Annotated in this window: 10 protein-coding genes; 4 read left to right on the top strand and 6 right to left on the bottom strand. The window is 62.6% G+C overall.

The window, feature by feature from the left end; genetic code table 11:
• Positions 1-135: 135 nt before the first annotated feature.
• The gene (locus AB4Z53_RS12840) at positions 136-1,389 is read left to right on the top strand and encodes an SGNH/GDSL hydrolase family protein (protein ID WP_441596207.1); all 1,254 of its coding nucleotides are present in this window, start codon (positions 136-138) and stop codon (positions 1,387-1,389) included.
• A 94-nt stretch (positions 1,390-1,483) separates the two neighbouring features.
• Here AB4Z53_RS12840 and AB4Z53_RS12835 read toward each other — a convergent pair whose 3' ends face one another.
• Positions 1,484-2,941, bottom strand: a complete 1,458-nt coding sequence (locus AB4Z53_RS12835; RefSeq protein WP_113541194.1) for a glutamate synthase subunit beta — start codon at positions 2,939-2,941, stop codon at positions 1,484-1,486.
• 108 nt (positions 2,942-3,049) lie between these two features.
• On the bottom strand, positions 3,050-7,774 hold the full coding sequence (gltB, locus tag AB4Z53_RS12830) for a glutamate synthase large subunit (protein WP_441596205.1): 4,725 nt from the start codon (positions 7,772-7,774) through the stop codon (positions 3,050-3,052).
• Positions 7,775-8,329: 555 nt separating this feature from the next.
• On the opposite strand from gltB, the gene AB4Z53_RS12825 reads away from it, so the two are divergent.
• Positions 8,330-9,376 carry a threonine aldolase family protein gene (locus tag AB4Z53_RS12825; protein WP_441596203.1) on the top strand — a complete coding sequence of 349 codons (1,047 nt, stop codon included), beginning with the start codon at positions 8,330-8,332 and terminating at the stop codon, positions 9,374-9,376.
• A 73-nt stretch (positions 9,377-9,449) separates the two neighbouring features.
• On the opposite strand, the gene AB4Z53_RS12820 is transcribed toward AB4Z53_RS12825, so the two are convergent.
• Entirely contained in the window at positions 9,450-10,307 is an 858-nt protein-coding gene (locus tag AB4Z53_RS12820) for a LysR substrate-binding domain-containing protein (RefSeq protein ID WP_441596202.1), read from the bottom strand.
• Positions 10,308-10,405: 98 nt separating this feature from the next.
• Between AB4Z53_RS12820 and AB4Z53_RS12815 the strand changes: the two genes are divergently transcribed.
• On the top strand, positions 10,406-11,395 hold the full coding sequence (locus AB4Z53_RS12815) for a bile acid:sodium symporter family protein (RefSeq protein WP_441596325.1): 990 nt from the start codon (positions 10,406-10,408) through the stop codon (positions 11,393-11,395).
• A 75-nt stretch (positions 11,396-11,470) separates the two neighbouring features.
• Here AB4Z53_RS12815 and AB4Z53_RS12810 read toward each other — a convergent pair whose 3' ends face one another.
• Complete coding sequence (locus AB4Z53_RS12810; RefSeq protein ID WP_223725572.1) at positions 11,471-11,932, bottom strand: Hsp20 family protein; 462 nt, start codon at positions 11,930-11,932, stop codon at positions 11,471-11,473.
• Between the two features lie 389 nt (positions 11,933-12,321).
• Here AB4Z53_RS12810 and AB4Z53_RS12805 point away from each other — a divergent pair, with 389 nt between their 5' ends.
• Positions 12,322-13,287, top strand: a complete 966-nt coding sequence (locus tag AB4Z53_RS12805; RefSeq protein WP_441596199.1) for an alpha/beta fold hydrolase — start codon at positions 12,322-12,324, stop codon at positions 13,285-13,287.
• Between the two features lie 70 nt (positions 13,288-13,357).
• Here AB4Z53_RS12805 and hisN read toward each other — a convergent pair whose 3' ends face one another.
• Positions 13,358-14,131, bottom strand: coding sequence for a histidinol-phosphatase (gene hisN, locus AB4Z53_RS12800; protein WP_113541187.1), 774 nt, complete (start codon positions 14,129-14,131; stop codon positions 13,358-13,360).
• Positions 14,132-14,550: 419 nt separating this feature from the next.
• Complete coding sequence (locus tag AB4Z53_RS12795; RefSeq protein WP_441596197.1) at positions 14,551-15,432, bottom strand: N-formylglutamate amidohydrolase; 882 nt, start codon at positions 15,430-15,432, stop codon at positions 14,551-14,553.
• Positions 15,433-15,614 lie beyond the last annotated feature (182 nt).

Genomic DNA, 15,614 nt, shown 5'->3' with positions numbered 1-15,614 from the left:
CGGACTCGAAACGGTTTCACGATCGCCGTATCCGTGAGATAAAATACGCAAGAGCGCGCTGCACCCGTGCGGCGCGCTTGAACGTGACAGCGGCTCGTTGCCGCCGCAACACGCCATGAACGGGTAAAGAACCAGATGATGAGCAAGCGCCGCGGGCACCAGAGCCGATCGCCGTTCGGGATTGCGACCATCTGCATCGCCGCGATGGCGATGGTTGTCGTCAGCCTTTTCGCGAGCCTTGCCGAAGCACAAGAACCGGTGCAGCGGCGCAACCTGTTCCAGATGCTCTTCGGCGGCCTGTCGCGCGACCGGCCTGTCTATGACGATCGTGACTATTTTCCCGAGCAGCCGCGACCCAAACGCCAGCGGCAACAACAGCAGCAGCGCCAGAAGGGCCTGGGGCAACAGAAGCAGAAGCCGAAGGCCACCGATACGCCAGCCGTCGTGCCGCAGGTCGTCGAGAAGGCGCCGGACGCCAAGAAGGTCCTGGTCGTCGGCGACTTCATGGCCGGCAGCCTTGGCGACGGCCTGAAGACGGCCTTCGAGATGACGCCCGGCATCGCCATCGAGACACGGGCCAACGGCTCCTCGGGCCTGGTGCGCGAGGACTATTTCGATTGGCCGGGCACCCTTCCCGGCTATGTCGGCGAAGTGAAGCCGTCGGTCATTATCGTCAGCCTCGGCGCCAACGATCGGCAGCAGATGCAGATCGGCGACGTCAAGGAAAAGTTCCGGACCGATCTCTGGACCGAAGAGTACCGCAAGCGCGTCAATGCGCTGGCTGCCTTGGTCCGCAAGGAAAAACTTCCGGTTCTCTGGGTCGGCATGCCGCCGTTCCAGTCGGCGGCGATGACGGCCGACATGGTGACCTTCAACGGCATGTATCGCGAAGAAATCGAGAAGGTCGGCGGGCAGTTCGTCGACATCTGGGACGGCTTCGTCGACGAGGGTGGCAAGTTCGTTCTGACCGGTTCCGACATCAACGGCCAGCAGGTTCGCCTGCGCGGTGCCGATGGCATCAACCTCACCAAGGCCGGTAAACGCAAACTCGCCTTTTATGTCGAGAAGGACATTCGCCGCTTGCTTGGCGATGCCGCCGCGACGGACAAGAACGTGCCGGGGGCCAACGAATTGAAGGACCTGGTGGTGACGGCGCCGCTTGGCAACGAGGATATCGTCAAGACCCAGCCGATCGGCTTGACCGATCCGGCACTGGATGGCGCCACCTCCCTCCTTGGCAATGCCGCGCCGGACAAAGGCAATGGCAAGAGCCCGCGTGATCTGCTGGTGGACAAAGGCGATATCGCCACGGCGCCCGCCGGCCGCGTCGATGACTTCCGCCTGTCGAAGCCGAGCACGGTGATCAGCAATCCGGTGATCCGCAACTAGAAGCGGCCGCCGTTGGAAACAGCTGCTCCCGCAAGAGCCGACAAAAAAGCCCCGTCACGAGGACGGGGCTTTTTTCATGCTTGGGAGTAATGCGTTAACGCGGCAGGGTGGTCGAGCCCATCAGCGCCTCGTCGATCGCGCGGGCGGCCTGGCGGCCTTCGCGGATCGCCCAGACGACCAGCGACTGGCCGCGACGGACGTCGCCTGCAGTCCAGAGCTTCTCGACCGAGGTCTTGTAGTCGCGCTCGTTGGCGACGACGTTGGTCGAGCCGCGGCGGTCGGTGTTGAGCGTCAGCTTGTCGCCGAGGTCCTTCAACACGCTGGTGGTGAAGGGGCCACGGAAACCGATGGCGATGAAGGCGAGGTCTGCCTTGATGATGAACTCGGTGCCGGCGACTGGCTTGCGGCGGTCGTCCACCTGGCAGCACTTTACGCCGGTGAGGTTGCCGTCCTCGTCGCCGATGAATTCGAGCGTCGCCACCTGGAACTCGCGGATGGCGCCTTCGGCCTGGCTGGAGGAGGTGCGCATCTTCGTTGCCCAGAATGGCCAGACGGCGAGCTTGTCTTCCTTTTCCGGCGGCTGCGGGCGGATGTCGAGCTGGGTGACCTTGACCGCGCCCTGGCGGAAGGCCGTGCCAACGCAGTCCGACGCGGTGTCACCGCCGCCGACGACGACGATGTGCTTGCCGCCGGCAAGGATCGGCTGCGACGGCCAGCCGACGCTGTCGATGTTTTCGCGACCGACGCGGCGGTTCTGCTGCACGAGATAGGGCATTGCGTCATGCACGCCTGCGAATTCGACGCCGGGAATGCCGGCGTCGCGCGGCGTTTCGGAGCCACCGCAATAGAGCACGGCGTCGTACTCGTCGAGCAGGCGCTGCATCGGCACGTCCACGCCGACATTGATGCCGCAGTGGAACGTGACCCCTTCGCCCTTCATCTGTTCGACGCGGCGATCGATGAAATTCTTTTCCATCTTGAAGTCCGGGATGCCGTAGCGCAGCAGCCCGCCGGGCTTCGTCTCGCGCTCATAGACGTGGACCTCGTGGCCGGCGCGGGCAAGCTGCTGGCCTGCCGCCATACCGGCCGGGCCGGAACCGATCACCGCGACCTTCTTGCCGGTCTTGGTAACGGCCGGCTGCGGCACGATGTAGCCCATCTCATAGGCCTTGTCGGCAAGCGCCTGCTCAACCGTCTTGATCGCCACCGGCGTATCTTCGAGGTTCAGCGTGCAGGCTTCCTCGCACGGCGCCGGGCAGACGCGACCGGTGAATTCCGGGAAGTTGTTGGTCGAATGCAGGTTGCGGATCGCCTCTTCCCAGTTGCCGTTGTAGACGAGGTCGTTCCAGTCGGGAATCTGGTTGTGCACCGGGCAGCCGGTCGGCCCGTGGCAATAGGGGATGCCACAGTCCATGCAGCGAGCAGCCTGCTTCTGCACTTCCGGTTCTGACATCGGAATGGTGAATTCGCGGAAATGGCGGATGCGGTCAGATGCCGGCTGGTACTTTGCCACTTGCCGGTCGATCTCGAGAAATCCAGTTACCTTACCCATCGTATCATCCTGAAAACTTTGCGTCTGAACAGGCGCTTTTGACAAGCGCGCGTGAAGGGCCCCCGAACCAGTCTGTGATGAACCGGGAGCCTTGGTCACCGGGGCCTCCTATTCGGCCGCCTCTGCCATTTTCATGCGTTCCATATCCTCGAGCGCACGGCGGTACTCGACCGGCATGACCTTGCGGAATTTCGGCCGGTAATCCGTCCAGTGATCGAGGATCTCCTTCGCCCGGGGCGAACCCGTGTGGTGAAGGTGGTTGGAAATCAGCTGATAGAGCCGTTCCTCGTCGTGGCGCGTCATGTCGCCCGATACATCCACCATACCCTTGTGCATGATGTCGCCGCCATGGTGATGCAGCTTCTCGAGCATGTCGTCCTCTTCCGGAACCGGCTGCAGCTCGACCATCGCCATGTTGCAGCGACGGGCGAAATCGCCCTCCTCGTCGAGCACATAGGCGACACCGCCCGACATGCCCGCCGCGAAGTTGCGGCCCGTGCCGCCGAGCACGACGACGACGCCGCCGGTCATGTATTCGCAGCCGTGGTCACCGACACCTTCGACGACCGCGACCGCGCCGGAGTTGCGCACCGCGAAGCGCTCGCCGGCTACGCCGTTGAAGTAGCATTCGCCCGAAATCGCACCGTAGAGCACCGTATTGCCGACGATGATCGATTCCTGCGGAACGATCGTCGCGTTTTCCGGCGGCCGGACGATGATGCGACCGCCCGAAAGACCCTTGCCGACATAATCGTTGCCGTCGCCCACGAGATCGAAGGTGATGCCGCGTGCCAGGAACGCGCCGAAGGACTGGCCGGCCGTGCCCTTGAGGGTCACGTGGATGGTGTCGTCCTTCAGGCCCTTGTGGCCCCAGCGCTTGGCAAGCGCACCGGCAAGCATCGCGCCGGCCGAACGGTCGACGTTCTTGATTTCGGCTTCGATCTTGACCGGAGCCTTGGTTTCGAGCGCGACCGCCGCTTCCTTGATCAGCTTGCGATCGAGAACATCGTCGATCGGGTGCTGCTGGCGCGTGGTCCAGTAGGTCTCTTCCTTCTTGGCTTCCACCTTGTGGAAGATCTTCGAGAAGTCGAGACCGTTGGCCTTCCAGTGCGCAAGCGCACCGTCCTTTTCGAGCAGCTCCGACGCGCCGATGATCTCATCGAGCTTCTTGACGCCAAGCGACGCCAGGATCTCGCGCACTTCCTCAGCAACGAAGAAGAAGTAGTTGATGACATGCTCCGCCGTGCCCTTGAAGCGCTTGCGCAGGACGGGATCCTGGGTCGCCACGCCGACAGGACAGGTGTTGAGATGGCACTTGCGCATCATGATGCAGCCGGCGGCAATCAGCGGCGCGGTGGCGAAGCCGAACTCGTCGGCACCGAGCAGCGCACCAATGATGACGTCGCGACCGGTCTTCAGGCCACCATCGACCTGCAGCGCCACGCGCGAGCGCAGGCCGTTCAGCACCAGCGTCTGCTGGGTCTCTGCAAGGCCGATTTCCCACGGGCTGCCTGCATGCTTCAGCGAGGTCAGCGGCGAGGCACCGGTACCGCCGTCGAAGCCGGCGACGGTGATATGGTCGGCGCGCGCCTTGGCAACGCCAGCGGCAACCGTGCCGACGCCGACTTCCGAGACGAGCTTGACCGAAACATCGGCTTCCGGGTTGACGTTCTTGAGATCGTAGATCAGCTGCGCCAGGTCTTCGATCGAATAGATGTCATGGTGCGGCGGCGGCGAAATCAGGCCGACGCCCGGGGTCGAGTGGCGGGTCTTGGCGACCGTTGCATCGACCTTGTGGCCGGGCAGCTGGCCGCCCTCGCCGGGCTTGGCGCCCTGCGCCACCTTGATCTGCAGCATGTCGGCATTGACCAGGTACTCGGTGGTCACGCCGAAACGGCCGGACGCGATCTGCTTGATCGCCGAACGCTCGGGGTTGGCAGAGCCATCGGGCAGCGGCAGATAACGGTCGCTTTCCTCGCCGCCCTCGCCGGTGTTCGACTTGCCGCCGATCCGGTTCATGGCGATCGCGAGCGTCGTGTGCGCCTCGCGGCTGATCGAGCCGAAGGACATCGCGCCGGTCGAGAAGCGCTTGACGATGTCGGCCGCCGACTCGACCTCGTCGACCGAGATCGGCTTGCGCCCGAGAGCCTCGGCGCCCTTGATCGTGAAGAGACCGCGGATCGTGTTCATGCGCAGTGCCGAGTTGTTGACCATCTCGGCGAATTCGCGGTAGCGATCTTGCGCATTGCCGCGAACGGCATGCTGCAGCGAGGCGATCGCATCGGGCGTCCAGGCATGGCTCTCGCCGCGCATGCGGTAGGCATACTCGCCGCCGATGTCGAGCGAGTTGGCGAGAACCGGGTCGGCACCGAAGGCCGCCTTGTGACGGGCGACGGTTTCGGCTGCGATCTCTTCGAGGCCGATACCCTCGATCGTCGTGGCGGTGCCGAAGAAGAACTGGTTGACGAACTTCGACGACAGGCCGACGGCGTCGAAGATCTGCGCGCCGCAGTAGGACTGGTAGGTCGAGATGCCCATCTTGGACATGACCTTGAGGATGCCCTTGCCGACGGCCTTGATGTAGCGATAGACGACCTCGCTCGCATCGACCTCCTTGGGGAACTCACCACGCTTGTGCATGTCGATGAGCGTGTCGAAGGCGAGATAGGGGTTGATCGCCTCGGCGCCGTAGCCGGCAAGCAGGCAGAACTGGTGCACTTCGCGCGGTTCGCCGGATTCGAGCACGATGCCGACCGAGGTACGCAGGCCCTTGCGGATCAGATGGTGGTGCACGGCGGCCGTTGCGAGCAGCGCCGGGATCGCCACGCGGTCCGGACCGACCTGGCGGTCGGACAGCACGATGATGTTGTAGCCGCCCTTGACCGCCGCTTCCGCACGCTCGCAGAGGCGGTCTAGCATTTCGGGCATGCCTTCGGCACCGCGCGAAATGTCATAGGTGAAGTCGAGCGTCTTGGTGTCGAAGCGGTCTTCCGTGTGACCGATGGAGCGGATCTTTTCGAGATCGCCATTGGTCAGGATCGGCTGGCGCACCTCGAGCCGCTTGGCATGCGCCATGCCCTCGTGGTCGAGGATGTTCGGACGCGGGCCGATGAAGGAGACGAGGCTCATCACCAGCTCTTCGCGGATCGGGTCGATCGGCGGGTTGGTGACCTGCGCGAAGTTCTGCTTGAAATAGGTGTAGAGCAGCTTGCGCTTGTCCGACATCGCCGAGATCGGCGTATCGGTGCCCATCGAGCCGATCGCCTCCTGGCCGGTCGTCGCCATCGGCGACATCAGGATCTTGGTGTCTTCGAGTGTGTAGCCGAAGGCCTGCTGGCGGTCGATCAGCGAGACGTCGCGGCGCAGCGCCCGCGGCTCCACCGGCTTCAACTCCTCGAGGATCAGCTGGGTGTCTTCAAGCCACTTGCTGTAGGGATGCTTGGTTGCGAGCGAGGACTTCACCTCCTCGTCGGAGATGATGCGGCCCTGCTCCATATCGATGAGCAGCATCTTGCCCGGCTGCAGGCGCCACTTCTTGACGATCTTGCCCTCGTCGACCGGCAGCACGCCGGCTTCGGACGCAAGGATGACGCGATCGTCAGAGGTGACGATGTAGCGGGCCGGACGCAGACCGTTGCGGTCGAGCGTGGCACCAATCTGGCGACCGTCGGTAAAGGCGACCGCAGCCGGTCCATCCCACGGCTCCATCAGGGCTGCGTGGTATTCGTAGAACGCCTTGCGTTCGGGCGACATCAGCTGGTTGCCGGCCCACGCCTCGGGGATCAGCATCATGACGGCATGCGACAGCGAATAGCCGCCCTGCACCAGGAACTCGAGCGCGTTGTCGAAACAGGCAGTGTCGGACTGGCCCTCGTAGGAGATCGGCCAGAGCTTGGAGATGTCCTCACCGAAGAGTGGCGAAGAGACCGACGCCTGGCGCGCCGCCATCCAGTTGACGTTGCCGCGCAGGGTGTTGATTTCGCCGTTGTGGGCGACCATGCGGTAAGGGTGCGCGAGCTTCCACGACGGGAAGGTGTTGGTGGAGAAGCGCTGGTGCACGAGCGCCACCGCCGACTCGAACCGCGGATCGGACAGGTCCTTATAATAGGCGCCAACCTGATAGGCGAGGAACATGCCCTTGTAGACGATCGTCGCGGACGACAGCGAGACGGGATAGAAGTTGCTCTCCTCGCCCTTGTATTCGTCATAGATACGGTTGGAGATCACCTTGCGCAGGGTAAAGAGACGGCGCTCGAACTCCGGGTTCGTTGCGGCATCGCGGCCTGCGCCGATGAAGACCTGGATGTGGCGGGGTTCGGTCGCGGCGATTTCCGGCGCCTTTGACAGCGACGAATTGTCGACCGGGACGTCGCGGTAGCCGAGAAGGACCTGGCCCTCTTCGGTGACGACGTCCTTGATCGCCTGCTTGAAATGCGCGACCAGCGCATCGTCCTGCGGCATGAAGATATGACCGACGGCATATTCGCCGGCCTTCGGCAAGGTGATGCCCTGCTTCGCCATCTCCTCACGGAAGAAGCGGTCGGGAATTTGTACGAGAATGCCCGCGCCGTCGCCCATCAACGGGTCGGCACCGACGGCGCCACGGTGCGTCAGGTTTTCGAGCATGAAGAGGCCATCGCGCACGATCTGGTGCGACTTCTGACCCTTCATATGCGCGACGAAGCCGACGCCGCAGGCGTCATGTTCGTTGCGTGGATCGTAGAGACCCTGTTTTCGCGGCAGGCCGGACGGGAATGCGGGCGTTTTTTCAGCCGTCGCAACGCTGTGTGCGAGGTTGAGCCCAGATTGCTGTGATGGCGAATGATCCGTCATCGTTTTCCCTCCTGTTGAAACCCGGCAACGCCGGGCATGGCACCGCCCGCGCATGGCTCTTCGTTGCGCGCAAAGGCGCGCCAAAAAGCCGGGGCACTCATCGTCTCATGATCCTGATCAGGTCGCAAATAAGCACGGCATCATCAGGCATTGATGTCTGCGACCATCCTGACGGCAGGCGATTACAACCGGATGAAATCCGGCCAATCCCCCCGCTTCGCACGCCGGGTGCCGTTTTTTTAGGCACTAGCGGCGATTGTTCCGGTCCCTAGACCGAAATAGGACAGCAAACCTGTCCTATTTCATGTGCTCTATGCCAGAAACTCCCCCCCACTGCAAGAGGCATATCAGCAAATAATAGAGGAGATTTTGCCGAACATTGCCGGAAATTTCTGGCTTTTATAATTTAATTACGGCGTTTCGTCGTTTTCTTCCTTTTGGTTTCAAACTGGTCTCCTGTTGGCCTTTCAGCCGCTGACCGTGATTGATCCGGCGGAGAACTTGGTTAAGGTCGGCGAAATCCGTCGAAAAGACTGTAATACAGGGTGGAAAGTGATGATTTTTTCGTCTGACAACTGGGCTGGTGCCCATCCCGCGATTGCCGAGAGCCTGATGGCGCACGCAGGCGGATACGCGTCGGCCTATGGCACGAGCGATCTCGACCGGAAGGTGGAGAAGAAGTTCGCCGAGATTTTCGAAAGAGACGTCGCCGTCTTCTTCGTCGGCACCGGAACCGCCGCCAATTCGCTGGCACTTGCGAGCGCCAACCGGGCGGGTGGCATCACCTTCTGCCACCGCGAAGCGCATGTCATTGCCGACGAATGCGGCGCGCCGGAATTCTTCTCGCACGGCGCCAGGCTGAAGCCCGTCGACGGGCCGCGCGGCAAGATGGAAGCGGCACGGCTCGAGGCCGAAATGAGGCGCTATCCGTTGGACAACGTCCATGGCGGCCAGCCTGCAGCCGTGTCACTGACGCAGGCGACGGAAAGCGGCACGGTCTATTCGCTCGCGGAAATCGACACGATCGCCGCCGTCGCCAAGGCGCACAAGTTGCCGGTGCATATGGACGGTGCGCGCTTTGCCAATGCGCTCGTCAGCCTGGGCACCACGCCCGCCGAAATGACCTGGAAGCGCGGCGTCGATCTCCTCTCCTTCGGCGGCACCAAAAACGGCAGCTGGTGCGCCGAAGCGCTGGTGCTCTTCGATCTCTCGAAGGCGCACGAGATGCATTTCCTGCGCAAGCGCTCGGCGCAGCTCTTCTCCAAGTCGCGCTTCGTTTCGGCCCAGTTCGATGCCTACTTCGCCAGCGATCTCTGGCTGAACCTCGCCCGCCATTCCAACGCGATGGCTGCGCGCCTTGCCGAGGGCATTGCCGCCTCCAAGACGAGCCGGCTCGCCTGGCAGGCGGATGCCAACGAGGTCTTCGCCATCATCAGGAAAGACGTGGCCACGAAGCTTAGGCAGGATGGCGCCGTCTTCTACGACTGGCCCGTGCCGCATGACCTCGATGGCAGCCTCGCCGAGAACGAAGGCCTTTATCGTCTCGTCACGAGCTTCGCGACGAAGGCCGAAGACGTCCAGCGGTTCGTCACCGGCTGCTGAGCCAACTCCGGAAAACGACGAACGTTACTCCGATTGAATCATCCCGCCGCCTGAGCGGGATGATTTCCCGGCATCAAGCCTGACCCTGCAGCGTCTTCACATTGGAGAGAATCTCGGCCGAAAGTGCTGCACTCAGCTTTCGGTCGACGCCCTTGGTCGGCACCAGCACGAATTCCACGTCTTCGAGCGGCGGCAAGGCACCGGCCGGTATCTCCTTCAACCCCGGCGGCACCATGCTGCGCGGCTGCACGAGCACGCCCATGCCGGCACGTGCGGCCGCCGTCAGCCCGCTGAGGCTGCCGCAGGTGCAGACGATCCGCCACGGCAGGCGGTGCCGATCGAGCACTTCGAGCGCGACGCTGCGGGTGATGCTCGGCGGCGGAAAGGCGATCAGCGGCAATACCTTGTCACGGCGGATCCGTTCCGGGTCGCGGGCGAGCCAGACCAGCGGCTCGCGATAGACAAGTTCACCCCTGAGGTCGCCGAGTCGCCGCTTGGCGAGCACGAGATCGATCTCGCCATTGTCCTGCATCTGATAGAGCACGCCGCTCAATGCCACCGTGAGTTCGAGATCGACGGACGGGTGCGCGCGCACGAAGTCTTCCAGCACCGCCGGCAGCCGGCTCATGACGAAATCCTCGGAAACCCCGAGACGCAAGCGCCCCCGGAGGCTGCTTTCTGCGAAGAGCGCACGCACCTCACCGTCGATCGCCAGCATCGAGCGGGCATGGGCGAGCAGCGCCAGCCCATCCGCCGTCAGCGCTACGCGGTGCGTATCGCGCGCCACCAGGGTTCGCCCAAGCGAGGCCTCAAGCCGTTGAATATGCTGGCTGACGGTCGATTGCCCCAGCGACAGTTTTTCCGCCGCGAGCGTGAAGCTGCCCATCTGCTCGAGGGCGACGAAGCTACGCAATTGCACGAGATCCAGCATGACCCATCTCAATTCGTGATAACTGTTATTCCTTGCATCCTGCTTCATAATGAACTTTTTCGGCAAGAGCCTTGATGCCGAGAAAAGTGACGAAAGACATGCGCCGCTACCTTCCCGATACCTTCACTATCCTGCTTCTTGCGACGGTGCTGTTGGCATCCGTTCTGCCGATCCATGGTGAGGCCACTGTCTGGTTCGGCATGGCAACCAAGGTCGCCGTCGGCATGGTCTTCTTCCTGCATGGCGCGCGCCTGTCGCGCGACGTGGTGATCGCCGGCGTTTTGCACTGGCGGCTGCATCTGACGATCCTCGCCTCGACCTTCGCGCTCTTCCCGCTCATCGGTCTTGCGGTCGGCTTCGTCCCGACCTCGATCCTGCCGTCGACGCTTTACACCGGCATCCTGTTTCTCTGCGTGCTGCCCTCGACGGTGCAGTCGTCGATTGCCTTCACTTCGATGGCCGGGGGCAACGTACCGGCAGCGATCTGCTCGGCGTCGGCTTCCAACATCTTCGGCATGTTCCTGACGCCGTTGCTCGTCGGGCTGCTTTTTTCCGCCGGTGGCCATGGCGGTGTGACGCTCGATGCGCTGGAGCAGATTCTGTTGCAACTGCTTGCGCCCTTCGTCATCGGCCAGATCCTGCAGCCCTTCATCGGCGGCTGGATCCGCGCGCGCAAGGGCCTGCTTGCCCCCGTCGACCGCGGCTCGATCCTGATGGTGGTCTATCTCGCCTTCAGCCAGGCGGTCACCTCGGGTCTCTGGCAGACCTTCTCGCTGACCGACCTCGGCGTGCTGGTGGTGATCGAAATCGTCATGCTCGCGGTCGTGCTGGCCGTCACCATGTATGGCAGCCGCCTTCTCGGCTTCGACAAGGCCGACGAGATCGCCATCACCTTCTGCGGCTCGAAGAAGAGCCTGGCGAGCGGCGTGCCGATGGCAAGTGCCATCTTCGCCGGGCAGAACATCGGTGCGATCGTGCTGCCGGTCATGCTGTTCCACCAGATCCAGCTGATGGCCTGTGCCGTCATCGCGCAGCGCTATGCCGCCAAGAAGCAGACCTCCGCAGTGCCTGCGCCGGCCACCTCCTGATACGAAAACAGAAAAAAGCGGCGCCCCCTTGGGGACGCCGCTCTGTCTTGGGAGATTGTTTCTGGCTGCGGCGGGTTAGAGGGTCTGAGCCTCGATCTGCTTTGCCTGTGAGGCGACGGAAGAAATCTCGATCCGGCGCGGCTTGGCTGCTTCCGGGATCTCGCGGGTGAGGTCGATGTGCAGCAAGCCGTTCTTCAGCGAAGCGGACTTGATCTCCACGTGATCGGCAAGCTGGAAGCGGCGCTCAAAGGCGCGCTTGGCAATGCCGCGATGGAGAAACTGGCTTTCTTCGCCCTTTTCCTCGGCTTTTTCGCCCTTGACCGTCAGCGTGTGCTCACGGGCCTCGATCGAAAGCTCGCTCTCGTCAAAGCCGGCAACGGCCATGGTGATGCGATAGGCGTTTTCGCCGGTGCGTTCGATGTTGTAGGGCGGATAGGTCTGGGCTTCACCCGGCTGGCCGAGGCTGTCGAGCATGGTGAACAGGCGATCGAAACCAACGGTGGAGCGGTAAAGGGGAGAGAAATCGAAGTGACGCATTGTGTCCTCCTTGGAGCAACGTTTGCGATGTCTGGTCGGCCACCCCATTCTGGCAGTGGCAGGACCGGTGAACGGACCCGTCTTCGGCGCCCGTGACCCTGATTTGGGGAGGCGAATTCACGACTTCAAGACGCGAACGCCCACGATTTTTCCCGTGAACCCGACATGAATGCCCGCTTCGGTTTCCGTTCAGCCTCAAGGGACTAGAAAAAAGCTCTGGGCGGCAACTCCCAGGCTGAAGTGATAAGTCCCTTCCTCTTCAGCAGCCGGAAACGGTGATCGTCCGGATTTCACCCACCGTTTCCGGCTTTTTTCTTTGACGGCGAAGACCCTGCCGCCTATCCCTTGATGCTATCGTTCAACGCGCTTTCAAGTCCGGCCACGACCTTATGACCTCGATCCTCCACGCGACACCGGACAATCCGATCCCGGACAATCATGTCGCGGGCTTTTTCGACGGTGTCGGTGGCCGCAAGATCCGCTATGCGATCTTCAAGACAAGGCAGCCGGTCGCGCGCGGTACCGTCGTCCTGCTGCAGGGCCGCAACGAATCGATCGAGAAATATTTCGAGACGATCGCCGATCTCACGGCCGCGGGCCTCTGGGTCGCAACCTTCGACTGGCGGGGTCAAGCGGGCTCGGAGCGGCTACTGCCCCATCCCGATCGCGGCTATGTCGATCACTTCTCCGACTATGAACGCGACCTCAGCACCTTCCTTGAACAGATCGTACTACCGGATACGCGCCTGCCCTTCTCGATCGTCGCTCATTCCATGGGCGCGCTCGTCGCCCTGTCGCTGGCACCGATGCTCGCAAGCCGCATCGACCGGCTGGTCGTTCTGGCGCCCTTCGTCGGCCTTGGCGGCCAGGCGCTCGGCGAGCGCAGCATCGCGGCGGTTGCAACGCTCATGCGCTGCATCGGACTCGGCACGCTGCCGGCGCATCCCGACAAGGGCAACCGCCCGTTCGAAAACAACGTGCTGACCGCGGACCGCCGCCGCTACCAGCGCAACATCGCGCTGACGGATGCCCACCCCGAACTGAGGCTTGGCCCCCCGACCGCGCGCTGGCTGAGTGAAGCCTTCCGCGCCATGCGCCGGATCATCCGTCGCGAACATCTGACGCGCATTACCCTGCCGACGATCATCCTGGCGCCGACGGCGGACCGTCTGGTGCCCCATATCGCCGTCGAGTGGCTGGCGCGCAATTTCCGCGCCGCCCAGATGATCCCGATCGATGGCGCCCGCCACGAGCTGCTGCACGAGGCCGATCGCTATCGCGCCCAGGCGATGGCCGCGATCCTTGCCTTCGTCATCCCCGAAGAGGGTGACGAGCGCGAAACCACGGCCGCCTGAATCAGGCGCACTTCCGCTAATCATTTGATTTTGCAGTCCGCTTCGGCGTCAGCGCCCGAAGGGAATGGCCTCAGCCCTTCAGGATTTCCAGCGCCTGCGCATGCAGTTCGGCGTTGCCCGCAGCGATGACTTCGCCGCCCATTTCCGCCGGCCCACCCTGCCAGTTGGTGATGATGCCGCCGGCCTGCTCGATCAGCGGGATGAGCCCGCCGACGTCATAGGGCTTCAACCCGCATTCGATCACCAGATCGACATGGCCGGAGGCCAGAAGCGCGAAGGCGTAGCAATCGCAGCCATAGCGGAAGAGCCGGACCTTGCTTTGCAACGCATCGTAGCGGGTCTTGAACGCGCCGGTATAGAGGTGCGGCGAAGTGGTGAAGAGCACCGCGTCGGACAGCGATTTGCAGGCGCGCGTCGAAAGTACCTGCTCGCCCCCCGGTCCGCGGTAGACCGACTTCGCGCCGTCGGCGAAGTAGCGCTCGCCGGTGAAGGGCTGGTCCATCAGGCCCATGACCGCCTCGCCGTTGCGATAGAGACCGATCAGCGTGCCCCAGACCGGCAAGCCCGAGATGAAGGCGCGGGTACCGTCGATCGGGTCGATGACCCAGACATATTCGCGGTCGAGCCCGACATTGCCATGCTCTTCGCCGAGGATGCCATGTTCCGGAAAATGCGTCTCGATCAGCGCGCGGATCGCCGCTTCCGCCGACTGGTCGGCCTCCGTTACCGGATCGAAGCCGCCTTCAAGTTTGTTGACCACGCTGGTACCGATCCGAAATCGCGGCAGGGTCTCTGCCTTGGCAGCTTCGGCAAGACGATCGAAGAAGGCGCGGTCAGGCAACATGGCTCTCTCTCAGGGAAACATGAAGGAAGGTACGTCCTGCATAGACGAAAATCACCGAAAGGCAAACGACCGAGCACGGCCATCTGCGGGCGGCGTCGGCGCCAGGGCAGGAGCGTCTCGCACCGCACCACGGCGGCTTTAGCGAATTCAATCGGTTGATTCGCCATTTTCGGCTGAAAAACTTTTGACGCGACGCAAAAGTTTTCACCGGCAAACTTGACATTTGTGCAGTGCAATATTATTGTTCCCCTACAGTCACCTGTGACTGTAAATACCCTCCTTGGGTGTTTCCTCCCTAGACTTGACCGCGCCGTTGGCGCGGTTTTTTTTGAACCTCCCCGAAAAGAAATACCAAGCGTCTCCAGCACCTTGCTGGACGCCGTCACGCTTTGCCGGTTCTTCCGGGTTTTTGGGGAAGGCTACTCAGCCGCCAGGGGGATGTAGGCGCCGTAGTCTTCGACATGGCGGGAAAGCGACGCGACGAAAGTCGTGAGATCTGCGACCAGCGCGCCGAAACCGGGTTTGCGCACCAGCGTCGCCTCATCGACATAGAGCCCCCGGTTGATCTCGATCTGCAACGCGTGCAGCCCGCGGGTCGGGCGACCATAATGCTCGGTGATGAAGCCACCGGCATAGGGCTTGTTGCGCACGACGCTGTAGCCGAGCTGCTGCAGGAGGTCGACCGCGGCGCGCGACAGTTCACCCGCAGCACTGGTGCCGTAACGGTCGCCGATAATGAAGTCGGGACGCTGGGCACTGCCGGGCAAATGCACGTTTCCGGGCATCGAATGGCAATCGATCAGCACCGACAGACCGAACTGCACGTGCGTGCGGGCGATCAGTTTGCGCAGGGTGGCATGGTAGGGCTTGTAGATCGTCTCGATCCGCGTCAGCGCATCCTCTACCGGGAAGCGTCCGCGATAGATCTCCATGTTCTCGGCGACCAGCCGCGGGATCGTCCCGAGGCCGCCGGCGACGCGCATCGAACTGATGTTGGCATGCGGCGGCAGCGGCCCGTCGAACATGCGTGGGTCGAGTTCATAGGGCTCGCGGTTGACGTCGAGGAAGGCGCGCGGGAAATGCGCCAGCAGCATCGGCGCGCCGAGGAAGGTCGCGTTCTGAAACAGTTCGTCGACATAGTGGTCTTCCGACCGGCGAATCGAAACGGCGTCGAGCCGCGATTGATCGAGGAAACTCTGGGGATAGGACCGGCCGCTATGCGGTGAATTGAACACAAAGGGAATGCGCTGGATCGGAGGTTCCAGGACCTCGAACAGTTCCCTCTCCGCAATTTCCCCCATCTGAACCCTTTTTTACCATATGCGGTTCTTACAATTGTCATCATGTTGCCAGTTGGTCCGCTCTGTGTCCATAGTGACCAATCACAGCTCCCGGGGAATTGACGTCCCGCGTTCACGAGATATTTACCGCGTTGGGGTTTGGATAAAACGCCGCAATCTACGCGCAATGAACTGAATAAAGA

The sequence above is a fragment of the Ensifer sp. 2TAB8 genome, from assembly GCF_052115125.1.
In the GTDB taxonomy this organism is placed as follows: Bacteria; Pseudomonadota; Alphaproteobacteria; order Rhizobiales; family Rhizobiaceae; genus Ensifer.
This window is presented reverse-complemented; position numbering and strand designations above follow the sequence as displayed.